This is a genomic window from Sulfitobacter sp. 1A10359 (genome assembly GCF_043558145.1).
Classification (GTDB): Bacteria; Pseudomonadota; Alphaproteobacteria; order Rhodobacterales; family Rhodobacteraceae; genus Sulfitobacter; species Sulfitobacter faviae.
The window spans coordinates 120,091-139,908 of the sequence record NZ_JBIFGB010000003.1 but is presented as its reverse complement, the minus strand read 5'-3'; the positions used below and the strand labels follow the sequence as shown (position 1 = coordinate 139,908).

22 protein-coding genes are annotated in these 19,818 nt (G+C 64.6%); 8 read left to right on the top strand and 14 right to left on the bottom strand.

Features of this window, described 5'->3' with window-relative positions; translation table 11 throughout:
* Positions 1–85: 85 nt before the first annotated feature.
* Positions 86–2,170, bottom strand: coding sequence for a DEAD/DEAH box helicase (locus tag ACGYK2_RS09110; RefSeq protein ID WP_271688423.1), 2,085 nt, complete (start codon positions 2,168–2,170; stop codon positions 86–88).
* A gap of 290 nt (positions 2,171–2,460) precedes the next feature.
* Here ACGYK2_RS09110 and selD point away from each other — a divergent pair, with 290 nt between their 5' ends.
* The gene (gene selD, locus ACGYK2_RS09105; RefSeq protein ID WP_394374287.1) at positions 2,461–4,632 is read left to right on the top strand and encodes a selenide, water dikinase SelD; all 2,172 of its coding nucleotides are present in this window, start codon (positions 2,461–2,463) and stop codon (positions 4,630–4,632) included.
* On the opposite strand, the gene mnmH is transcribed toward selD, so the two are convergent.
* The 7 genes from mnmH to ACGYK2_RS09070 all read right to left on the bottom strand — a co-directional run bounded on the left by mnmH (position 4,616) and on the right by ACGYK2_RS09070 (position 10,651).
* The gene (mnmH, locus tag ACGYK2_RS09100) at positions 4,616–5,671 is read right to left on the bottom strand and encodes a tRNA 2-selenouridine(34) synthase MnmH (protein ID WP_271688422.1); all 1,056 of its coding nucleotides are present in this window, start codon (positions 5,669–5,671) and stop codon (positions 4,616–4,618) included. The genes selD and mnmH overlap by 17 nt on opposite strands.
* Before the next feature lie 52 nt (positions 5,672–5,723).
* Positions 5,724–6,074 carry a RidA family protein gene (locus ACGYK2_RS09095; protein ID WP_271688421.1) on the bottom strand — a complete coding sequence of 117 codons (351 nt, stop codon included), beginning with the start codon at positions 6,072–6,074 and terminating at the stop codon, positions 5,724–5,726.
* Positions 6,075–6,145: 71 nt separating this feature from the next.
* Entirely contained in the window at positions 6,146–6,532 is a 387-nt protein-coding gene (locus ACGYK2_RS09090) for a rhodanese-like domain-containing protein (RefSeq protein ID WP_271688420.1), read from the bottom strand.
* 13 nt (positions 6,533–6,545) lie between these two features.
* On the bottom strand, positions 6,546–7,724 hold the full coding sequence (locus tag ACGYK2_RS09085; protein ID WP_271688419.1) for a lytic murein transglycosylase: 1,179 nt from the start codon (positions 7,722–7,724) through the stop codon (positions 6,546–6,548).
* 13 nt (positions 7,725–7,737) lie between these two features.
* Positions 7,738–8,646: an adenosylcobinamide-phosphate synthase CbiB gene (cbiB, locus tag ACGYK2_RS09080; protein WP_271688418.1), complete on the bottom strand. Its 909-nt coding sequence runs from the start codon at positions 8,644–8,646 to the stop codon at positions 7,738–7,740.
* Positions 8,643–9,596: a threonine-phosphate decarboxylase CobD gene (gene cobD / locus ACGYK2_RS09075; protein ID WP_394374286.1), complete on the bottom strand. Its 954-nt coding sequence runs from the start codon at positions 9,594–9,596 to the stop codon at positions 8,643–8,645. Before cobD ends, cbiB begins: the two co-directional genes overlap by 4 nt.
* A gap of 80 nt (positions 9,597–9,676) precedes the next feature.
* Positions 9,677–10,651, bottom strand: coding sequence for a glutathione S-transferase family protein (locus ACGYK2_RS09070; protein ID WP_271688416.1), 975 nt, complete (start codon positions 10,649–10,651; stop codon positions 9,677–9,679).
* Positions 10,652–10,825: 174 nt separating this feature from the next.
* On the opposite strand from ACGYK2_RS09070, the gene ACGYK2_RS09065 reads away from it, so the two are divergent.
* Positions 10,826–11,182, top strand: a complete 357-nt coding sequence (locus ACGYK2_RS09065) for a hypothetical protein (protein ID WP_271688415.1) — start codon at positions 10,826–10,828, stop codon at positions 11,180–11,182.
* Between the two features lie 39 nt (positions 11,183–11,221).
* Here the strand turns inward: ACGYK2_RS09065 and ACGYK2_RS09060 are convergent, their stop codons facing one another.
* The gene (locus ACGYK2_RS09060; protein WP_271688414.1) at positions 11,222–12,391 is read right to left on the bottom strand and encodes a MalY/PatB family protein; all 1,170 of its coding nucleotides are present in this window, start codon (positions 12,389–12,391) and stop codon (positions 11,222–11,224) included.
* A 96-nt stretch (positions 12,392–12,487) separates the two neighbouring features.
* On the opposite strand from ACGYK2_RS09060, the gene def (ACGYK2_RS09055) reads away from it, so the two are divergent.
* From def (ACGYK2_RS09055) to fmt, 4 genes are read left to right on the top strand one after another with little or no spacing between them, the layout of a single operon-like run.
* Entirely contained in the window at positions 12,488–13,006 is a 519-nt protein-coding gene (def, locus tag ACGYK2_RS09055; RefSeq protein ID WP_067264635.1) for a peptide deformylase, read from the top strand.
* Positions 13,003–13,500, top strand: coding sequence for a peptide deformylase (gene def / locus ACGYK2_RS09050; RefSeq protein ID WP_271688413.1), 498 nt, complete (start codon positions 13,003–13,005; stop codon positions 13,498–13,500). Before def (ACGYK2_RS09055) ends, def (ACGYK2_RS09050) begins: the two co-directional genes overlap by 4 nt.
* Positions 13,497–13,994, top strand: a complete 498-nt coding sequence (def, locus tag ACGYK2_RS09045) for a peptide deformylase (protein ID WP_168612657.1) — start codon at positions 13,497–13,499, stop codon at positions 13,992–13,994. Before def (ACGYK2_RS09050) ends, def (ACGYK2_RS09045) begins: the two co-directional genes overlap by 4 nt.
* Before the next feature lie 38 nt (positions 13,995–14,032).
* Positions 14,033–14,941 carry a methionyl-tRNA formyltransferase gene (gene fmt, locus ACGYK2_RS09040; protein WP_271688412.1) on the top strand — a complete coding sequence of 303 codons (909 nt, stop codon included), beginning with the start codon at positions 14,033–14,035 and terminating at the stop codon, positions 14,939–14,941.
* A gap of 9 nt (positions 14,942–14,950) precedes the next feature.
* On the opposite strand, the gene ACGYK2_RS09035 is transcribed toward fmt, so the two are convergent.
* From ACGYK2_RS09035 to ACGYK2_RS09015, 5 genes are all read right to left on the bottom strand, one after another.
* Complete coding sequence (locus ACGYK2_RS09035; protein WP_271688410.1) at positions 14,951–15,574, bottom strand: trimeric intracellular cation channel family protein; 624 nt, start codon at positions 15,572–15,574, stop codon at positions 14,951–14,953.
* Positions 15,571–16,035 carry a ribonuclease HI gene (gene rnhA / locus ACGYK2_RS09030; protein ID WP_271688409.1) on the bottom strand — a complete coding sequence of 155 codons (465 nt, stop codon included), beginning with the start codon at positions 16,033–16,035 and terminating at the stop codon, positions 15,571–15,573. Before rnhA ends, ACGYK2_RS09035 begins: the two co-directional genes overlap by 4 nt.
* Before the next feature lie 54 nt (positions 16,036–16,089).
* The gene (gene ispH / locus ACGYK2_RS09025; RefSeq protein WP_271688408.1) at positions 16,090–17,040 is read right to left on the bottom strand and encodes a 4-hydroxy-3-methylbut-2-enyl diphosphate reductase; all 951 of its coding nucleotides are present in this window, start codon (positions 17,038–17,040) and stop codon (positions 16,090–16,092) included.
* A gap of 60 nt (positions 17,041–17,100) precedes the next feature.
* Positions 17,101–17,838: a LuxR family transcriptional regulator gene (locus ACGYK2_RS09020; protein ID WP_209216623.1), complete on the bottom strand. Its 738-nt coding sequence runs from the start codon at positions 17,836–17,838 to the stop codon at positions 17,101–17,103.
* A gap of 251 nt (positions 17,839–18,089) precedes the next feature.
* Entirely contained in the window at positions 18,090–18,638 is a 549-nt protein-coding gene (locus ACGYK2_RS09015; protein ID WP_209216621.1) for an NYN domain-containing protein, read from the bottom strand.
* Positions 18,639–18,761: 123 nt separating this feature from the next.
* Between ACGYK2_RS09015 and folK the strand changes: the two genes are divergently transcribed.
* Positions 18,762–19,373 carry a 2-amino-4-hydroxy-6-hydroxymethyldihydropteridine diphosphokinase gene (folK, locus tag ACGYK2_RS09010; RefSeq protein ID WP_333909900.1) on the top strand — a complete coding sequence of 204 codons (612 nt, stop codon included), beginning with the start codon at positions 18,762–18,764 and terminating at the stop codon, positions 19,371–19,373.
* A 70-nt stretch (positions 19,374–19,443) separates the two neighbouring features.
* Positions 19,444–19,797 carry a DNA-directed RNA polymerase subunit omega gene (gene rpoZ / locus ACGYK2_RS09005; protein ID WP_067264606.1) on the top strand — a complete coding sequence of 118 codons (354 nt, stop codon included), beginning with the start codon at positions 19,444–19,446 and terminating at the stop codon, positions 19,795–19,797.
* The last annotated feature ends 21 nt before the right edge of the window (positions 19,798–19,818 follow it).

Below are 19,818 nucleotides of genomic sequence, written 5' to 3'. Positions count from 1 at the left end.
CCTTTGGTGAGGCCAGAGGGGGCGATTTCTTTAAAGAAATGACGCCGGATGCAAAAACGCCGGGGTGAGGCCCCGGCGTTTGGTCTTATTTCGATTTCGGGCCACCCTTGCCGCCCTGTTTGCCGATCTTATTCGGCGGGGTGAAGCGTTTCGACGGGTCGGAGGCCCGTTTGTAGGACTTCTCTCCGCCCGGCGTGGTGGCCGAGGTGGTCGGTTTGCCCTTGCCCTTGCGCGGGGCGTCGCCCGCGGGCTTTTCCTTTTTCCAAACGGCCTTTGCCTTGGGCTTGCCGCTCGTGTCGCCGCCCGATTTGGGCTTGGGCGTCGCGCCGGGTTTCATCGGGCTACGCTCGGTCTTATGCGACTTCGGCGGGCGTTCGCCCTTGGGCGCGCGGGGTTTATCGAATTTCGGCTTGTCGTATTTCGGCTTGTCGAAAGACGCAGCACCGGGGCCGTCGCTGGATTTCGCGCGGGGTTTGCGCGGGGCGGGGGCGGCATCCGGGTCATAATCGCCGCGCGGTTTGCGGGGGCCGCGGTCGCCTTTGAAACCGCCGGGTTTCGGGCCACGTTTGCCGCCGGGCTTGGGGCCGCGCGGCAGATCGGGCGCTTTGTCCAGCTTGGTCAGCACCACGCCGTCTTCCAGTTTCATGTCGCCGCCCAGCGTGTCGAGCAGACCGGGCACCGAGGCTTCGGCCACCTCCACGAAACTATGGCTGTCTTGCACGCGAATCGCGCCGATGTCGTCCTTGGTCAGGTCGCCGCGGCGGCAGAGCATCGGCAGCAACATGCGCGGCTCGGCCCCGTCTTTGCGCCCGGTGGAGACCGAGAACCAGACCGATGGGCCAAAGTCGCGGCGCGGCTTGTCCTCGCCCGGCGCGCCGGGGTCGCTCAGCTCTTCCGGGGCGGACTGGCGCTTGCGGTAGAGGTTGACGAAAGCGGTGGCCAATTGCTCGGCGCTGAATTTCTCGACCAGCGAGGTGACGAATTCCGCCGCATCCTCGGGCGCAGGCTCCACCCATGCGGAATCGGCCAGCAGGCGGGCTTCGTCAGCGGCGTTGACCTCGGCGGCGGAGGGCGGTGCGGCCCATTCCACTTTCAGCTTGGCCCAGCCCAGAAGCCGGTTTGCCTTGCTGCGCATCTTGGGCGGCACGATCAGCGCCGAGACCCCCTTGCGCCCGGCGCGGCCCGTCCGGCCCGAGCGGTGCAGCAGCGTGTCGGAGTTGCTGGGCAGGTCGGCGTGGATCACCAGTTCGAGGTTCGGCAGGTCGATGCCGCGTGCAGCCACATCCGTCGCGATGCAGACACGGGCACGCCCGTCGCGCAGCGCTTGCAACGCGTTGGTGCGCTCGGACTGCGTCAGTTCACCCGACAGCGCCACGACCGAAAAGCCGCGGTTGGTGAACCGCGTGGTCAGTCGCGCCACGGCGGCGCGTGTGTTGCAAAAGACGATGGCGTTCTTGGCCTCGTAGAAGCGCAGCACGTTAATGATCGCGTTCTCGGTGTCGCGCGGATGCACATTCAGCGCGCGGTATTCGATGTCGCTGTGCTGTTTGGCCTCGCCCACGGTGGTGATGCGCTGCGCGTCGCGCTGGTAGGATTGCGCGAGCTTGGCGATGGCCGCGGGCACGGTGGCCGAGAACAGCAGCGTGCGGCGTTCCTCGGGGGATTCCGACAGGATGAACTCGAGGTCTTCGCGAAAGCCGAGGTCGAGCATCTCGTCAGCCTCGTCCAGCACCACGGCGCGCAAGGAATCGAGGTCGATGTTGTTGCGTTTGATGTGGTCACACAGACGCCCCGGCGTGGCGACGACGATATGCGCGCCGCGGTCCAGCGCCCGGCGCTCGGTCCGGGTGTCCATGCCGCCGACGCAGGTGGTGACCACCGCGCCCGCTTTGCCGTAAAGCCAGGTCAACTCGCGGCTAACCTGCATGGCCAATTCGCGCGTCGGCGCGATGATCAGCGCCAGCGGCGCGCCTGCTTGGCCGAAATGCGTGTCCTCGCCCAGAAGCGTGGGCGCGATGGCAAGGCCGAAGCCCACCGTCTTGCCCGACCCGGTTTGGGCCGAAACCAGAAGGTCTTGATCGTTCAGCGCGGGGTCTGTGACGGCCTCCTGTACGGCGGTAAGTGTTTCATAACCCTGTTGGGCAAGGGCATCGGCAATAGTCTGGATCACGAAGGCTGTCCTGTCTTGAACGTTGTGCGGGGGGCGGGCACGTGGGGTGCTACCAGCCACGGCAAAGGAATCCGGCCGTCGGTAGAGGGTCGGGGATGGAATGTACATGGGGGTTTTGTGGCGAATTGTCACCCTTTTTACCGGTTTGGCGGCTTTCCGGGCCCGAATGGGCGGGGAAGCGCCATTTCCGCGCTGATCCGGCCCGCTCACATCTCGGTCAGGCCGATGGCGCGGGCGGGCGGCTTGGGGTAGCTATGATCCAAAGCGGAAAGAGAGAGTGAGGCTATCTGGTGCAAAGCGATCTGCCCCTGACGCGGGATTTGGTGCTGGTGGGGGGCGGGCACGCCCATGCGCTGGTGCTGCGCAAATGGGGGATGGACCCGCTGCCCGGCGCACGGCTGACGGTGATCAACCCCGGCCCCACTGCGCCCTATACCGGCATGCTGCCCGGTCATATCGCCGGGCATTACGACCGCGATGCATTGGAGATCGACCTCATGCGCCTTTGCCGTCACGCCGGGGCGCGGTTGATCCTTGGGGCGGCGACGGGGATCGACCGCGCGGCGCGGGAGATCACGGTCGAAGGGCGCGGGGCCGTGGCCTATGATGTGGCGTCGATCGACATAGGCATCACGGCCAAGATGGATCCGCCGGGATTTGCCGAGCACGCGGTCGGGGCCAAGCCGCTCGATCTCTATGCCGCGCGTTGGCGGGAGTTTCTCGCGGCGGTCAAGGCGGGGGAGCAGCCGCCCGAGGTGGCGGTGATCGGCGGCGGTGTGGCGGGCTGCGAGCTTGCCATGGCGATGGCCTTTGCCCTGCGCGACGCGGGGGGGCAGCCTGCGGTGACGGTGGTGGAACATGGGCCGCAGCTTTCCGGCATGGCCCCCCGGACCGAGGCGATGGTGCGGCGGCAGATGGCGGAGCTTGGGGTGACCGTGGCGCTTGAGGCCAAGGTCACGCAGATCACCGACCGGCAGGTGCTCTTGGCGGATGGCGCGCCGATCCCTGCAGCGCTTTGCGTGGGGGCTGCGGGGCCGGTGCCGCAGGGCTGGCTTGCCCAGACCGATCTGCCGCTGCACGCGGGGTTCATCCGCGTCGGGGCCGATCTGGGGGTGGTAGATGATGACAGGCTCTTCGCCGTTGGCGATTGCGCACATATGGAGGCCAGCCCGCGCCCCAAGGCCGGTGTCTTTGCCGTGCGGGCGGCACCGGTGCTGCACGACAACCTGCGCGCGGCGCTCAGCGGCGGGGCACGGCGGGCGTTCAAACCGCAGCGGCATTATCTCAAGCTGATCTCACTCGGCAAGAAAGCCGCCGTGGCGGAGCGGAATGGGCTGGCCCTTGACGGTGGGCTGCTGTGGCGGTGGAAGGATCGGATCGACCGGAAGTTCATGGACGGGCTCGATGACCTGCCCGAGATGAAGACCGATGCGCTGACGGGCCCGGTGGCCTCGGGCGTGCAGGAGGCGCTGGCGGGCAAACCGCTTTGTGGCGGATGCGGGGCCAAGGTGGGCGGCGCGGTGCTGGGCGATCTTTTGGCCGAGGTGCAGCCGCCCGTCTCGGGCGATGTGCTCACCGGGGCGGGCGATGATGCGGCGGTGCTACGCCAACCGGGCGGTGGTTTTCAGGTGATGAGCACGGATCATCTGCGCGGCTTTGTCGAAGACCCCGCAATGATGGCGCGGATCGCGGCGGTGCATGCTTTGGGCGATGTCTGGGCCATGGGGGCCACACCGCAGGCGGCGCTGAGTTCGATCATCCTGCCGCGCATGTCGCCCGAATTGCAGGCCCGGACCCTGCGCGAGATCGCGGTGGCCGCGCAGGAGGTGATGGCGGGTGCAGGCGCGCAGATCGTGGGCGGCCATACGACCATGGGCGCGGAACTGACCATCGGCTTTACGGTCACCGGTACGCGGGACGCGAGGCCCATCGGCCTCGGTGGCGCGCAGCCGGGCGATCTGCTGATGCTGACCCGGCCCATCGGGTCGGGGGTGATCCTTGCAGGCCATATGGCAGGGACCGCGCCGGGGCGGGTGGTGGCCGAAGCGCTCGGCGTCATGGCCACCCCGCAGGCGCGGGAGGCGGAGATTTTGAGCAAGGCCCATGCGATGACGGATGTAACGGGCTTTGGCCTTGCCGGGCATGTGCAAGCGATCTGCCGCGCCTCGGGATTGGCGGCGGAGCTTTGGGGGGAGGCGGTGCCGATCTACCCCGGCGCGCAGACGTTGTCGGATCAGGGGGTGGCCTCTTCCCTGCTGGCGGTCAATCAGGCAGATGCCCCGATCGCGGCGGCAGGCCCGGTGAACCCGCTTTTCCACGATCCGCAAACCGCCGGGGGGCTGCTGGCAGCCTTGCCCGAGGATGCCGCGAAAGCGGCGCAGGCGCGGTTAAAGGCCGAAGGCTTGGCGGGCCATATCATCGGGCGGCTTGAGGCGGGGGCGACCTCTATCCGCCTGCGGTGAAACGGCTGTGCAGCGTGGCGGCGGTTTCGGCCAATGTGCTGTCATCAAGCCGGTCGAGCGTCAGCCGGGCGCGCGGGGCGGGGTTGCGGCTGGCGGCCTTGGCATAGCGCGGATCGTAGTGTTGGCCGATCAGCCCTTCGGCGAGGCTGGCCCAATCACCCGCGCGGGCTTGGGTCTGCCACTGGGTGATCGTCTCTCCGCTATGATAGGGCCGCAGCTTGTCGATGCGGTTTTCGAGCATGGCGGGGTCGGTGGTCAGGTCATCATAGGCCCGGCACAGAAAATCCGCCCGCGCGGCCAAGGGGGCGGCGATCTCAACCCGCGCGGCGTCGCGCATCGCGGCCCAAAGCGCAGGCGGAAGGGTGATGTCGCCGATCTTGCTGCTCTCGGCTTCGACCCATGTCACCTGCGCGGGGTCGAGCGGCAATAGCGCTTGGGCGAGCCGAGATTCGAACATCTTTTGATGCGGCTGCCCGCCGTCCACCGCACCGAAAAGCGAGCCGCGGTGCTGCGCCAGCCCTTCGAGGTCAAGCACCTGCGCGCCTGCCTTGGCCAGATGGTGCAACAGCCGTGTCTTGGCCGTGCCGGTGCCGCCTTCGATCAGCATCAGCCGATGCGGCAGGGGCGTGTCGTAGAGCGCCGCGACCACCAAGCGCCGGTAGCTGCGATAGCCGCCGCGCAGCAGTTGCACGCGCCAGCCGACCTGATCGAGGATCGTCGAGAACGCCCCCGACCGCTGCCCGCCGCGCCAGCAATAGACCAGCGGTTGCCAGCTGCCGTCTTTATCCGCCAGTGCCGTTTGCAAATGGTGGCCCGTGTTCTGCGCCACCAGCGCCCCGCCGATCTTGCGCGCGTCGAAGGGGCTGACCTGCTTGTAGATCGTGCCCACTTCGGCGCGCTCCGCGTCCGACAGCACGGGCAGGTTAATGGCACCGGGCAGATGATCCTCGGCAAACTCCATCGGCGCGCGCACGTCGATGATTGTGTCGACGTTGAGCGTGGCGAGGTCCGACAGGGCGGTGAGGGTGCAGGGGGTCATCTGGGGGTCCGGCAAAGCCCCGCGCCCCGTGACAGGGCGCGGGGGGAATGGCTCAGGCCTTGGCGGCGATTACCAGCACTTCGACCAGATATTCCGGCGTGGCGAGTTTGGATTCGCCGCAGGCGCGAGCGGGGGCTTGGCCCTCGGGCACCCATGCGTCCCAGACGGCGTTCATGGCTTCAGAATCGGCCATGTCGGCCAGCCAGATGGTCGATTGCAGGATGCGGGTCTTGTCGCTGCCGACTTCGGCCAGAAGTGCGTCGACCTTATCAAGGCAATCTTGGGTCTGCTGGGCCACATCCGCCCCCGCCGTGCCGACCTGACCGGCAAGGTAGATCACATCACCATGCTCGACGATTTGGCTCATGCGGCTGTTGGTGTGGTGGCGTTTGATCTCGGTCATTCTGTCTCTCCTTTGACGTTGCAAAACTTGTGGCAGCTTTACGTGGGGGAGGCCAGATCAAAGCCTGCGCTTCAGGACCTCTCGATCGGGCCGCCCACTTTTTCCCAGCCGCCGAAACCGTCCTTCAGGTGAGCCGCGTCAAAGCCCATGTCTTGCAGCGTCGCGACCGAGATGGCCGAGCGCCAGCCAGAGGCGCAGTGAAAGACGAACTTCTTGTCTTGGGCAAAGACCTCTTTGAAATAGGGGCTGTCGGGGTCGACCCAGAACTCCAACATGCCGCGTGGGCAGTGGAAGGCACCGGGGATGAACCCGGTGCGTTCGCGTTCGCGGGGGTCACGCAGGTCGACGAATTGCACGTTTTCGTCCTCCAGCATGGCGATGGCCTCAGCGCTGTCGATCTCTTCGATCCGGGCGCGGGCCTCGGCGACCATTTGCGCGGCGGTTTTCTTGAGGGCCATCGGGGTCTTCTCCTTACAGTTGGTTCAGCAGGTCGGGCGTGGGCCAGCCATCGACGGGCATGCCAAGACGGGCCTGTTCCGCGCGTACGGCGGCTCGGGTGCCGGAGCCGAGGATGCCATCCACATCGCCCACGTCATAGCCCTTGGCTTGCAGTTTGCGTTGAAGCGTTTTCATCGCCTCGCCGCCAAGGCCGGGGGCCGGGTTGCCCGCATCATAAACCTGCGCGCCCTCAAGCCGTGTGGCGAAATAGGCGGCGGTCATGACGTAGGTAAAGCTCTGGTTCCACTCGAAATAAACGCGGAAGTTCGGATAGGCGATGAAAGCAGGCCCGCCGCGTCCCTGCGGCAGCAGGACAGAGGCGGTCAGCCCCTCGGCCAGCGGCCCGTTGCGGGGGGAGACACCCATGGCCTGCCATTCGCTGACGGGTTTTGTGGTCTCCAGCCCGGTTTGCGACCAGTCGAAATCCTGCGGCAGGGTGACCTCGGCCAACCAAGGCTCGCCCGCGCGCCAGCCGAGGCTTTGCAGCATCTTGGCACCCGACAGCAGCGCATCGGGGGCAGATGTCTTGAGCGAGACCGCGCCGTCGCCGTCGCCATCCACCCCGTTCTCTAGGATGTCGCGCGGCAGCATTTGCACCATGCCGATCTCACCGGCCCAAGCGCCGGTGGTGGTGGCCGGGTCGAACGCACCGCGCTCGAAAAGCTCCAGAGCGGCGAAAAGCTGTGGGCGGAACAGTTCGGGGCGGCGGCAGTCATGGGAAAGGGTCGCCAATGCGTTGGCAGTGTTAAAGTCGCCTTGGAACGCGCCGTAATCCGTCTCAAACGCCCAGAAGGCCAAGAGCACGCCACGGCTGACGCCATACTCGGCTTCTACCCGGTCGAAGACGGCGTCGTATTTCTCGGCCATGGCGCGGCCCCGGTTGATCCGGTTTTCCGAGATTAGGCGGCGCGAGAATTCGATGAAGGGCTTTTGAAACACCCCTTGGGCCTGATCGGCGCGCAGCACGGCGGGGTCTTGGCGCAGGCCGGAAAAGAAACGCTCGGCCTTGGCGGGGTCCGCGCCGTTCGCCACGGCCTCGGCTTTGGCATCGGCAATGAAACTGGAGAAATCCCCGCCGCATTTGGCTTGCGCATAGGCGCTGGCGGGAAGGGTGAGCGCCGCGAGTGCGGCGGCGAGAAACGTGGGGCGCATGGTTACCTCTTTGTCACAGACAGGCCAGAACTAGGGCGATTGCCCACATCACCAACCATGCCTGCCAGAGGCGGGTGATGGCCGCATCGATCTCCAAAGGTCCGATGACGCGCGCCCCCGCGCCATGCACCCAAGGAAACTGCTGCACCTGCCCATCATAACTGCGCGGACCGGCGAGGGCCACACCTATGGCCCGCGCCATGGCGGCTTCCGGCCAACCGGCATTGGGCGAGCGGTGCAGCGCCGCGTCGGCCTTGATGTCGCGCCAAAGGTGCAGCACCCCGCCGGGCAAGGCAATCAGCAGGGCGGTCAGCCGTGCGGGGGCGAGGTTCAGAAGGTCATCCATCCGCGCCGCGGCCCAGCCGAAATCGGCATAGCGCGGGGTGCGGTAGCCGATCATACTGTCGGCGGTGTTGACGATTTTATAGACCAGCAGCCCCGGCAGCCCGCCTAGCAGGAACCAAAAGGCAGGGGCGATGATCCCGTCGCTGAGGTTCTCCGCCCCGCTTTCGATGGCAGAGCGGGCGACGGCCTCTGGCGGCATCGCGGCGGTGTCGCGGCTGACGATCATCGCCACGGCGCGGCGCCCTGCGGGCAAGGACTGGCGCAGCCCGTCGGCCACGGCGCGCAGGTGCTCGACGAGGGAACGTTGCGCCAGCAGGATGGCGGTGAGGATGATCTCGACGAGGGGGCCAGCAAGGCTGAGCGCCCAGCCGAGCAGCGCGGCCCCGATCATCAGGGCCAGCAGCAGCGCCACGCCCTTGGCGCGGCGGGCTTGGCCGCGGTTCAACCGACGATCCCCCCAGCCGATCAGCCGCCCCATCAGCACCGCCGGATGCGGCAGGCGACGCCAGAGCCAATCCGGCTCTCCAAGCGCGGCATCGAGCAGCATGGCCAGCGCGAGGATCGCCGCCGTGCTCATGCCAGCGCCTGCTCCAACCGCGCCCAACCTATCGAGGGCGGCAGGCCAAGGCGCAGCCAGCGCGGATTGTAGGGGAAGACGCGGCTCCAGATCTGGTGCCGGGCGAGGCGGGTTTGCCAAGCCTGCGCGTCTTCGACCTCATAGAGCCGGAAAAGCGGGGTGCCGCCGACGATCTCTGCGCCTGCTGTGGTCATCAACCCGTCGAGGCGCGTGGCCTCGGCCCCCAGCCGCGCCCGCGTGGCTTCGGCCCATGTTTCGTCCCGCAGCGCCGCTGCACCGATATGCAGCGCGGGGCCACTGACCGGCCACGGCCCGAGCATCTGTTCAAGCCGCGCGACCAAGGCCGGATCGCCTATCACGAACCCCAGCCGCAGCCCGGCCAGCCCCCAAAATTTGCCAAAGCTCTTGAGGATCAGCGTGCCGGGCACCGTGGCCTGCACCATCAGGGTGGCGTCGGGCGTGATGTCGCAAAAGCTCTCATCAACGATGCTGAGCGGGGCTGTCGTCTTTGCCATAGGCCAAATGCGCCCGTCGGGGTTGTTGGGATGGACGTGAACGGCGGCTTCGGCCTCGCCCGTCTCGACCACTTGCCAGCCGTTCTCGGCGAAGCTGGCGGCATGTTCGTTATAGGTCGGCCCGGGGATGCGCACGCGGCCCTTCGGGGCCAGCGCCGGGATTCGCGCGATGGCCGAGGAGGCCCCCGGCACGGCGAGGATCGCGGCCCCTTCGGGCACCTTCCAAAAGCCGCGGGCGGCGGCCAGCAGCGCGTCTTGCGCCGCGGCGTCGGGGAGGGCAGACCATGCGCCCGCAGGCAGGGCAGGTATTGGGTAGGGCGCGGGGTTGATCCCAGTGGAAAGGTCGATCCAATCCGACCGCTGCCCGCCGAAACGCGCCGCTGCCGCATCGACACCGCCGCCGTGGTCGCGCTGGTCTGGCTTTTGCATGATCATCCCCCTGCCGTCGTCGCTGCGGTGAAAGCGCAAAAGCGCTGCGCGATCAAGCGCCTTCCACGCGGCAGGGGGAGGGGAGGTCAGCCGCGCCCGTGCGGCGCGTCGAAGTCCAGCACCGGATTGATCGGGATGATGCGGTGCGGGTTAATCGTGTCATGGCTGTAGTGATAGTGCCGCACGATATGGTCGAAGTTCACCGTCTCGGCCACGCCCGGCACCTGATAGAGTTCGCGCGTATAGGCCCAGATGTTCGCGTAATCGACGATCCGGTGGCGGTTACATTTGAAGTGCAGGTGATAAACCTTGTCGAAGCGCACCAACGTGGTGAAAAGCCGCCAGTCGGCCTCGGTCATCCGGTCGCCCGTGAGGTAGCGGTTCTGCGACAGGATGTCTTCGATCCAATCCAGCGTGTCGAAGAGCGGATGCACGGCGGCGTCATAGGCCTCTTGCGTGGTGGCGAAGCCAGCTTTGTAGACGCCGTTGTTCAGCGTGTCATAGACGCGGGCGTTCACCTTTTCGATGCGGTCGTGCAGCTGCGCGGGGTAATAGTCATCACTGTTGCCGGTGATCGCGTTGAAGGCGCTGTTGAACATGCGGATGATCTCGGCGCTCTCATTGCTGACGATGGTCTCGCGCTCTTTGTCCCAGAGGATCGGTACGGTAACGCGGCCGGTGAACTTGGGATCGGCGCGGGTGTAGATGTCGCGGGCATAGGGCAGGCCGAAGAGCGTGTCGCCCGTGGCACCGGGGAAATCCGTGTCAAAGGTCCAGCCCTCGCCCAACATCTCGGGATGCACGACGGAGACGCCGATGTGATCCTCAAGCCCCTTCAACTGGCGGAAGATCAGCGCGCGATGCGCCCATGGGCAGGCATAGCTGACGTAGAGGTAGTAGCGGCCCGATTCTGCCTTGAACCCGCCTTCTCCGCTTGGTCCGGCGCTGCCATCGGCGGTCACCCAGTTACGAAACTTGGCCTCGCTGCGCTCAAACTTGCCGCCCGAGGATTTGGTGTCATACCATTTATCTTGCCATTTACCGTCGACCAATAGGCCCATCTTGTTCTCCTTTCCGCGTTTGAGGGTATATTTAGGGCAGGGCGCGGGGGCCGCCCAATCTTCATAGGCGCGCAGCCGCTCTGCGCTGATGCAGACTGCCCAAACGTCACCAATTCTTAACTTGAATTTTCTACGCTTTCCGCCAGCTTAGAGGCATCAGCGGGGGAATTGCGCATGGAAGAATTTCTGTCGAAAGAAATACAGGCGGGGCTGGATGCCGCGCGTATGGCAAGCCTGCGCAAGGGCGCGCGCCTGCGGCTTGAGGCGGGGGGTGATGTCTACCGCGTGCTGCGCATGTGGAAGACTGGTTTCTCCGTCGATGCACAGGATGCGCCGAAGCTGCGCGGGCTGGTCGATCTCTATGACGGCAGCCTGCATCTGTTCCAATGTCTGATCGTGGCGAGCGAGGAAGAAGCGGGCGAGATGCGCTATGAGTTCAAACGCGCCACCGCCGTGGCGGACCGTCCGCCGCTTGATTTCGAACGCCCCGCCGATGCGCCGCTGGGGCTGATCGAAGACGGCCGCACCTGATAGGGCGGCACGGCGGGGCTGCCCCGCCGCGCCGTTTCGTTACTGCAAATCACTGAAGGCTTTGGCGAGCCGGTCGCAGGCTTCCTCGACCCGTGCGCGCGGGGTGGCGAGGTTGAAGCGCATGAAGCTTTCGCCGCCGGTGCCAAATGTCGCGCCGTGGTTGGCAGCGATGGCGGCGCTTTTCTCGACACGGTCCTGAAACTCCGCGGGCGCCATGCCGGTGCCCGAAAAGTCCACCCAAGCCAGATAGGTCGATTCCAGCGGCATCGAGCTTAGCCCCGGGATCGCGTTCACCGCCTCGTCGAAGATCTGCCGGTTGCCGTCGAGATAGGCGGTCAACTCATCCACCCAAGCAGCCCCTTCGGGCGAATAGGCGGCGGTCGCCATGATCAGCCCGAAGGAGTTTGCCGAAACACCCAAGGCCGCCATGCGCCGGGCAAAGCGCTCACGCAGCTTGGGGTCGTGGATGATGACGTTTCCGGTATGGCCGCCCGCGATGTTGAAGGTCTTGGTCGTGGCGGTCATCATCACCAGACGGTCTTCGATCCCGTCGATCTGGGCCATGGGGATATGCTTGTGCCCCGGCATCACCAGATCGTGGTGGATCTCATCCGAGACCAGCACCAGATCGTGCCGCTTGGCGAAGTCGGCCACGCCCTGCAGTTCCTCACGGCTCCAGACCCGCCCGCCGGGGTTATGCGGCGAGCAGAGGATCACCATCTTCTCATCCCCGGTCATCAGGGCGTCATAGGCATCGAAATCCATCTCGTAACGGCCCGAAGCATTGGTCAGCGGGCATTCCACCACCCGACGCTCGGCGGCGTTAATCACGCGGGCGAAGGCGTGATAGACCGGGGTGAACAGCACCACCCCATCGCCGGGCTGGGTGAAAGCATCGACGCACATGGCGGTGCCGTTCACCAAGCCATGCGTGGTAAGGATCGCCTCGGCGTCGACCTTCCAGCCGTGGCGATTTTCCATCCACCACTGGATCGCGGCAAGGTATTTGCTGTCATCGCCGAAATACCCGTGCACCCCGTGATCAATCTGGGCCTGAAGCGCGTCCTGCACCACTTGCGGGGGGCGGAAATCCATGTCGGCCACCCACATGGCGATGCCGGTATCCGCGGGCACGCCATAGATCGCTTCCATCTTGTCCCATTTCGCACAATGGGTGCCGCGCCGGTCGATGATGTCGTCAAAGCTCATGCTGGTCTCTCCTGATATTGCGGCCAAGCTAACGGCTGCCGCAGGCGCTGCAAGCCCCCGGTTGCGCGATGCACGGGCATGGCCTAAATGAGCGGGATGAAACGCCCGATCCTTTTGCACCCCGATCCACGGCTCAAGAAAGCCGCAGCCCCCGTCGCCGATCTCAGTGACGAGCTGCGCGTGCTGGGCGATGATATGTTGACCACCATGTATGATGCGCCGGGCATCGGCCTTGCCGCGCCGCAGATCGGCGTGTTGAGCCGGGTGATCGTGCTGGATTGCGTCAAGGAAGAGGGCGAAGCGCCCCGGCCCTTGTTGATGTTCAACCCCGAAATCGTGGCTTCTTCGGACGCGCTTAACACCTATGAAGAAGGGTGTCTCAGCATCCCCGACCAATATGCCGAGGTGACCCGCCCGGCGGAGGTTGAGGTGCGTTGGCTCGACCGTGATGGGAAAGAGCAGCAGGAGGCCTTTGACGGCCTTTGGGCGACCTGCGTGCAGCATGAGATCGACCACCTCGATGGGAAGCTTTTTATCGACTACCTCAAGCCGTTGAAGCGCCAGATGATCACCCGCAAGATGGTCAAGCTCAAGCGCGAGCTGGCGCGCGGATGAGCGTGCTGGAGGTTCTCCGCTGGCCCGACCCGCGACTGGCCGAGATCTGCGCCCCGGTCGAAGAGATCACGCCCGAGATCGAACGCCTTGCCGCCGATATGCTGGAAACGATGTATGCCGCACCGGGGCGTGGCCTTGCCGGGCCACAGGTGGGCGCGATGCTGCGCATCTTCGTGATGGATGCGGGCTGGAAAGAGAATAAGTCCGACCCGCTGGTCTGCATCAACCCGATGTTTCAAGAGATCGGCGAAGAACGGGTGACCAATACCGAAGGCTGTCTTAGCATCCCCGGCATCAGCACCGATATCTCGCGCCCCGCTCAGGTCCAGATGGTTTGGACCGGTCTGAACGGGGGCCGCTATGTGCAGAGCATGGAAGGCGCCGCCGCGCTAATCGCGCAGCATGAGATGGATCACCTTGATGGCGTGGTGACCTTCGATCACCTCGACGCGGAGACCCGCGCGGCCAAGATTGCGGAGTTCAACGCACAATGACCCTACGCCGCTATGTTCCATGGCCCGACAAACGCCTGCGCAGCCCCGCCGAACCCATCGATGCGGTGACGGATGAAATCCGCACCCTCTGGGACGACATGATCGAGACGATGGACGCCATGCCCGGCGTCGGCCTTGCCGCGCCGCAGATCGGGGTGATGTTGCAGGTCGCCGTCGTCGATGCCTCGGAAGCGCGCAACAAACGCATCCGGCTGGCGAACCCGGTGATCGTCGATGCCTCTGCCGTGTTGCATCCTTACGAGGAAGCCAGCCCCAATCTGCCCGGTTTCAGCGCCGTGATCCGCCGCCCGCGCGGGGTGAAGGTACGGTTCCTTGACGAGACGGGGGCCGAGGTGGAGCGTGATTTCGTCGGGCTGGAAGCGGTGAGCGTGCAGCACCAGATCGACCATCTGGCGGGCAAGATGTATTTCGATAACCTCAGCAAAACCAAGCGCGACATGCTGTTGCGCAAGGCGCGCAAACAGAACGGCTGACAGCGCTCTCCAAGGCGCTGTCCGGCAGGAGTGAACAGATGCGACTGATCTTCATGGGCACGCCCGATTTTTCGGTGCCGATCCTCGATGCGCTGGTGCAGGGCGGGCATGAGATCTGCGCGGTCTATTGCCAGCCGCCCCGCCCCGCCGGGCGCGGCAAGAAGCCCCGCCCCAGCCCGGTGCAGCAACGCGCCGAAGCGCTTGGACTGCTGGTGCGCCATCCGGTATCGCTCAAACATCCTGAGCCGCAGGAAGAATTCGCCGCGCTTGAGGCCGATGCGGCGGTGGTCGTGGCCTACGGTCTGATCCTGCCGCAGCCCATTCTCGACGCGCCGAAACATGGCTGTTTGAACATCCACGCCAGCCTGCTGCCGCGCTGGCGCGGGGCGGCGCCTATTCACCGTGCAATCATGGCGGGCGACGATAAGACCGGCGTGTGCATCATGCAGATGGAAGCGGGGCTTGATACCGGGCCGGTGCTGCTCTGTGAAGAGACCGAGATCGGCGCGGCAGAAACCACGGCACAGTTGCACGACCGGCTGAGCACCATGGGCGCGGTGGCGATCAACAAGGCGCTGTCGCAACTCACCGATCTGACACCGCAGCCCCAGCCCGAAGAGGGCGTCACCTATGCCGCCAAGATTGACAAGGCCGAAGCGCGGATCGACTGGACCCGCCCGGCGGTCGAGGTGGACCGGCTGATCCGCGGGCTTTCGCCCTTTCCGGGGGCATGGTTCGAGATTGACGGCCAGCGCGTGAAAGTCCTCGGCTCGGTGCTGGACGAGGGCACCGGCGCGCCGGGTGAGGTGCTGTCGGACGCGCTGCGCATCGCCTGTGGCGAGGGGGCGGTGCGGCTGACGCGGCTACAGCGCGCGGGCAAGGGCGTGCAGGATGCGGATGTGTTTCAACGCGGTGCGCAGATCGCAGTGGGTGCGCGTCTTAGCTGAGGCCGAGGTTCAGCTTTTGGGCGGGGTGCTTTTGTAAACCGGCAGGTGCCAGCCGAAATAAAGCGACCCGGCGCGCAGCACCCAAGTCGTCGCAGCGCAGGCCAGCAGCGGGTAGAGCGTGCCATCGAAATAGGGCGACAGCAGCACGGCAACGGCGGCACCTGAGAGCGCTGCGGTGGCGTAAAGCTCGCCTTGGGTCAGCACCAGCGGCAACTGCCCCACCACCACATCGCGCATCAGCCCGCCCATACAGCCGGTGATCATGCCCATGACGATGATGATTGGCGCCGATTGCTCTTGCGCCATCGCCACACCGACACCCGCCGCGACAGCGACGGCGAGCGCCAGACTGTCGAGCCAGATCAGAGTGCGAAAGCGGCTTTCGAGCAGGTGGGCGGTGAAAAACACCACCAGCGCCGCCACGATGGCCACGCCGAGCATGCTGGGCGTCTCGATCCAGAAGATCGGGTTGCGGTCGAGCAAGAGGTCGCGGATCGTGCCGCCGCCCACGGCGGTCAGGCAGGCGATAAAGGCAAAGCCCACGATATCAAGCTGCGCCCGGCTGGCGACAAGCGCGCCGGTGATGGCAAAGACCAGCACGGCGGCATAGTCCAGCAGGGCCAGCAGGGTCACTTCTTGCTGCCCGGTTTGAAGGGGGCCATGCCCGCGCGGGCTAGTTCATCGGCGCGCTCGTTCTCGGGGTGGCCAGCGTGGCCCTTGACCCATTTCCACGTCACATTGTGCCGCGCATTCGCGGCGTCCAGCCGTTGCCAAAGCTCGGCATTCTTGACCGGCTTCTTAGCCGCGTTCTTCCAACCGTTCTTTTTCCAGCCGAAGATCCAACCGGTGATGCCGTTTTTGACATAGTTACTATCGGTCACCAGCGTGATCTCGGTCGGGCGGCTGAGCGATTCCAAGGCCGAGATCGCGGCCATCAACTCCATGCGGTTGTTGGTGGTCTGCGCCTCGCCGCCCTTCAACTCGCGTTCCTTGACGATCTTATCGTCGTCCATGGCGCGCATCAGCACGCCCCAGCCGCCGGGGCCGGGATTGCCCGAACAGGCACCGTCAGTATAGGCGTAGAGGTCAGGCATGGGTATCTCCGGCAGTTTCCAGCGCGGTTTAGGCGGCTGGCGCGCGGCGGTCAATCAGGCGGGTTGGCGCAGAACGCGCGGCACTTTGAATTCGACGTTCTCCTGCGCGGTTTCGACCAGATCGGTGGTCACGTCATAGCGCGCTTTGAAGGCTTCGATCACCTCATTGATGAGCACTTCGGGGGCCGATGCGCCCGCCGTGATGCCGATGCTGCCGATGCCCTCCAGCGCGCGCCAGTCGATGTCATCGGCGCGCTGCACCAGTTGCGCATAGGCGCAGCCCGCGCGGGCGCCGACTTCGACCAGCCGTTTTGAGTTCGAGGAGTTGGGCGCGCCCACCACGAGCATCGCGTCGCATTTCGGGGCCATGGCTTTGACCGCTTCCTGACGGTTGGTCGTGGCATAGCAAATGTCTTCTTTATGCGGGCCGATAATGGCGGGGAAACGCGCCTGTAGGGCGGCCACGATATCGGCGGTGTCATCAACGCTGAGCGTGGTCTGGGTGACATAGGCCAGACGCGCGTCATCGCGCACGGCGACTGTGGCCACATCCTCAGGCGTTTCGACGAGCAGCACATCGCCTTCGGGCAATTGGCCCATGGTGCCGATCGTTTCAGGGTGGCCCGCATGGCCGATCATAATGATCTGAAGGCCCGCATCTGCGTGGCGCTGCGCCTCGATATGCACCTTGGAGACCAGCGGGCAGGTCGCGTCGACATAGATCATGTTGCGCGCTTGCGCCGCCGAAGGCACGGATTTCGGCACGCCATGGGCCGAGAAGATCACCGGGCGGTCGTCGGGGCATTCGCTGAGTTCTTCGACAAAGACCGCGCCCTTGTCGCGCAGCCCGTCGACGACAAACTTGTTATGCACGATCTCATGGCGCACATAGACCGGCGCGCCCCATTTCTCGATCGCCATTTCGACGATCTTGATCGCCCGGTCCACGCCCGCACAGAATCCGCGCGGCGCGGCGAGGTAGAGGGTAAGAGGCGGTTTGGTCATGGCGAAGTCTCCGGACGGTTGGCGCAGAGGTAAGGGCTTGGGCCCGCTTCGTCCAGCCCGTCAGTCCGACTTGGGCGCAGGCTCGCCCGCTGTGGCGTGCACCAGCGCGGCGGCCTGCGCCCGGTTGCGGATGCCGAGCTTGCGGTAGCCAGATTTCGCATAGTCCGACACGGTGTGGATAGAGAGATTGCAGCGGTGCGCGGTCTGCTGCCGGGTGTAGCCATGGGCCAGCAGATTTACCACTTCGGCTTCGCGCGGGCTGAGTTTGTCGAAAGCCGAAGGGTTTTCGGGCAGGGGCAGGGGCGCGGTGCCGGTCAGGTCTTCGATCCGGCGGTGCATCAGCAGGCAGAAGAGGCGCAGATCCTCGGCAATGTCGCTGAAGGCGCGCTCGAACTCTTCGGCCTCCATCCCGTTACCGACGATGAAGCCGCCAAAGCGTTCGGAGCCCTTCAGCCGCATGGGCACGGCAAAGGCAGCATGCAGACCTTCGCGCCCCGCGCGGGCGATCAGCGAATGCTCGGACGGGGTGACATCGGGGTAGAGGTGTACGAAGGCTTGGCCGATCGTCAGCACATCATAACTGTTGCACGAGTGGTGCAGGAATGGGTCATCCTCGGGCGGGAGGTCATCGTAAAGGTCGGGTATGGTCGACAGAAACTGAGCGTCTTTGAAATCCGCACCCACGCTGATGTGGATGGCGTGGGTAAAGCCGGTCTTTCGAAATGTCTTTACGATCCCATCCCAAAGCGCGCTAACATCTTGCAGCTTTTCCAAACGTACAGCGGCATCGAACAGCATCTTCCCTCACTTTTACCCCCCTTTTTCGGGGGATCGTCTACTTCTACGGGAGCAGGTAGTGTGGGATCAAGGGGAACGCATGGTTTCATGTGCTGTATTGTATCTTCCCTGGGGTATTTTAGAAATTTCACAGGCCAGTGACGCCACAGTCGCTGGCCTGGTATTCGTTCGCCCATCACCCAGACACTGCGCACAATAAGACCGCTGCCGCACGGGGCGGCATGGTTCTGCGCGAAATGGGTCTATGTCGTTCAGTCCTGCGGTGCGGGGTCGCGCGGCGGGCGGCCGATAACGTCACGCAGATCGTCAAGCTCGATAAAGTTGTCGGCTTGGCGGCGCAGATCATCCGAGATCATCGGCGGCTGGCTGCGGATCGTGGAGACGACGGAGACGCGCACGCCTTGGCGTTGCAGGCTTTCCACCAGCGGGCGGAAATCACCATCGCCAGAGAAGATCACGATATGATCGACACGCGGTGCCAGTTCCATCGCATCAACGGCCAGTTCGATGTCCATGTCGCCTTTGACTTTGCGGCGGCCCATGCTGTCGGTGTATTCCTTGGCCGGTTTGGTGACCATGGAAAAGCCGTTGTAGTTCAACCAGTCGACAAGCGGGCGGATCGGCGAATATTCATCGTTTTCCAAAAGCGCGGTATAGTAGAAGGCGCGCAGCAGCTTGCCGCGGCGCATGAACTCTTGCCGCAGCAGCTTGTAGTCGATGTCGAAGCCCAGCGTCTTTGCCGCGGCGTAGAGGTTGGAGCCATCTATAAAAAGCGCCAACCGCTCATCTTTGTAGAACATTAAACTATCCTTTCGGCAGGCTTCGCCGTATTCCCGGTTTGAACTGTAATCGCCGCGGATTAATAAATCCGTGACCTCTGGCGATGCCCCCACATCAGGGTGCATAACTAAGGCTTTTTAACGATGTCGCAAGACCCCGAGGGTATGGAATTAAGCAGTAGAGACCCTATACGAAAGTATAGTCTTCTGGTTGCGCTCGGCGGTAACCTTGCATCTTCTGTGGGTAAACCTCAGGAAACGCTAAAATCGGCTTTAAAGCTATTGCAGACGTCCGGCGCGGTGATTCGCGCCACGAGTGCATTCTATCACACTCCGGCCTTTCCCGCAGGGGCGGGGCCAGACTATGTGAATGCCGCCGCCTGGCTTGAAGCACCGTGGGATCCGCAGACCGCGCTTGGCGTCTTGCACCGGATCGAGGCGCAGATGGGCCGTGAGCGGGTGCAACGCTGGGGGCAGCGGACCTTGGATTTGGATCTTTTGGCCTGTGATGATATCGTGTTGCCAGACCGTCAGACCCACAAGATATGGCGCGAGTTGCCTTTGGAGGCACAGATTGGCCGCACGCCGGATCAATTGATTCTGCCTCATCCCCGGCTACAGGATCGCGCCTTCGTCTTGGTGCCGCTGGCCGATGTGGCCCCCAATTGGGTGCATCCGCTGCTTGGAAAGCCCGTGCGCGCCCTGCTTGAGGCCCTGCCTGAGCGGGATCGTGCCGAGGTGCGGCGGCTGCAATAACGGCTTGTAAATCTGCCCGAGGCGGCTTAAATACGGCACTTCTGGCAGCAAATGAGATATTGGAGGCTTCATGGCCCGCGTCACCGTCGAAGATTGTGTGGATAAGGTTCCGAACCGTTTCGAACTCGTCATGCTGGCCGCACATCGTGCCCGCGAGATCTCTGCCGGATCGCAGTTGACCGTTGACCGTGACAACGACAAGAACCCCGTCGTGTCCTTGCGCGAAATCGCTGAAGAAACACAGTCGGCCGATGATCTGCGCGAACGTCTGATCGAAAGCAACCAGAGCCAGATCGAAGTCGACGAGCCCGAAGAAGACGCCATGGCGCTTTTGATGGGTGCCGAAGAGGACAAGCCCGAAGAAGACAGCATGTCCGAAGAAATGTTGCTGCGCCAGTTGATGGCCGCACAGGGACAGGGCTAACCCCCGCGCCCCGGCCGGGGC

What these genes read in the sequence shown, in the direction of transcription:
- cbiB (WP_271688418.1), bottom strand. Translation starts at nt 8,646, where the DNA reads ATGAGCACGGCGGCGATCCTCGCGCTGGCCATGCTGCTCGATGCCGCG.
- def (WP_067264635.1), top strand. Translation starts at nt 12,488, where the DNA reads ATGAAACGCCCGATCCTTTTGCACCCCGATCCACGGCTCAAGAAAGCC.
- def (WP_271688413.1), top strand. Translation starts at nt 13,003, where the DNA reads ATGAGCGTGCTGGAGGTTCTCCGCTGGCCCGACCCGCGACTGGCCGAG.
- ACGYK2_RS09065 (WP_271688415.1), top strand. Translation starts at nt 10,826, where the DNA reads ATGGAAGAATTTCTGTCGAAAGAAATACAGGCGGGGCTGGATGCCGCG.
- ACGYK2_RS09020 (WP_209216623.1), bottom strand. Translation starts at nt 17,838, where the DNA reads ATGCTGTTCGATGCCGCTGTACGTTTGGAAAAGCTGCAAGATGTTAGC.
- ACGYK2_RS09085 (WP_271688419.1), bottom strand. Translation starts at nt 7,724, where the DNA reads ATGCGCCCCACGTTTCTCGCCGCCGCACTCGCGGCGCTCACCCTTCCC.
- rpoZ (WP_067264606.1), top strand. Translation starts at nt 19,444, where the DNA reads ATGGCCCGCGTCACCGTCGAAGATTGTGTGGATAAGGTTCCGAACCGT.
- ACGYK2_RS09095 (WP_271688421.1), bottom strand. Translation starts at nt 6,074, where the DNA reads ATGACCGAGATCAAACGCCACCACACCAACAGCCGCATGAGCCAAATC.
- ACGYK2_RS09060 (WP_271688414.1), bottom strand. Translation starts at nt 12,391, where the DNA reads ATGAGCTTTGACGACATCATCGACCGGCGCGGCACCCATTGTGCGAAA.
- cobD (WP_394374286.1), bottom strand. Translation starts at nt 9,596, where the DNA reads ATGATCATGCAAAAGCCAGACCAGCGCGACCACGGCGGCGGTGTCGAT.
- def (WP_168612657.1), top strand. Translation starts at nt 13,497, where the DNA reads ATGACCCTACGCCGCTATGTTCCATGGCCCGACAAACGCCTGCGCAGC.
- ACGYK2_RS09090 (WP_271688420.1), bottom strand. Translation starts at nt 6,532, where the DNA reads ATGGCCCTCAAGAAAACCGCCGCGCAAATGGTCGCCGAGGCCCGCGCC.
- rnhA (WP_271688409.1), bottom strand. Translation starts at nt 16,035, where the DNA reads ATGCCTGACCTCTACGCCTATACTGACGGTGCCTGTTCGGGCAATCCC.
- mnmH (WP_271688422.1), bottom strand. Translation starts at nt 5,671, where the DNA reads ATGACCCCCTGCACCCTCACCGCCCTGTCGGACCTCGCCACGCTCAAC.
- ACGYK2_RS09070 (WP_271688416.1), bottom strand. Translation starts at nt 10,651, where the DNA reads ATGGGCCTATTGGTCGACGGTAAATGGCAAGATAAATGGTATGACACC.
- folK (WP_333909900.1), top strand. Translation starts at nt 18,762, where the DNA reads ATGTCGCAAGACCCCGAGGGTATGGAATTAAGCAGTAGAGACCCTATA.
- fmt (WP_271688412.1), top strand. Translation starts at nt 14,033, where the DNA reads ATGCGACTGATCTTCATGGGCACGCCCGATTTTTCGGTGCCGATCCTC.
- ispH (WP_271688408.1), bottom strand. Translation starts at nt 17,040, where the DNA reads ATGACCAAACCGCCTCTTACCCTCTACCTCGCCGCGCCGCGCGGATTC.
- ACGYK2_RS09015 (WP_209216621.1), bottom strand. Translation starts at nt 18,638, where the DNA reads ATGTTCTACAAAGATGAGCGGTTGGCGCTTTTTATAGATGGCTCCAAC.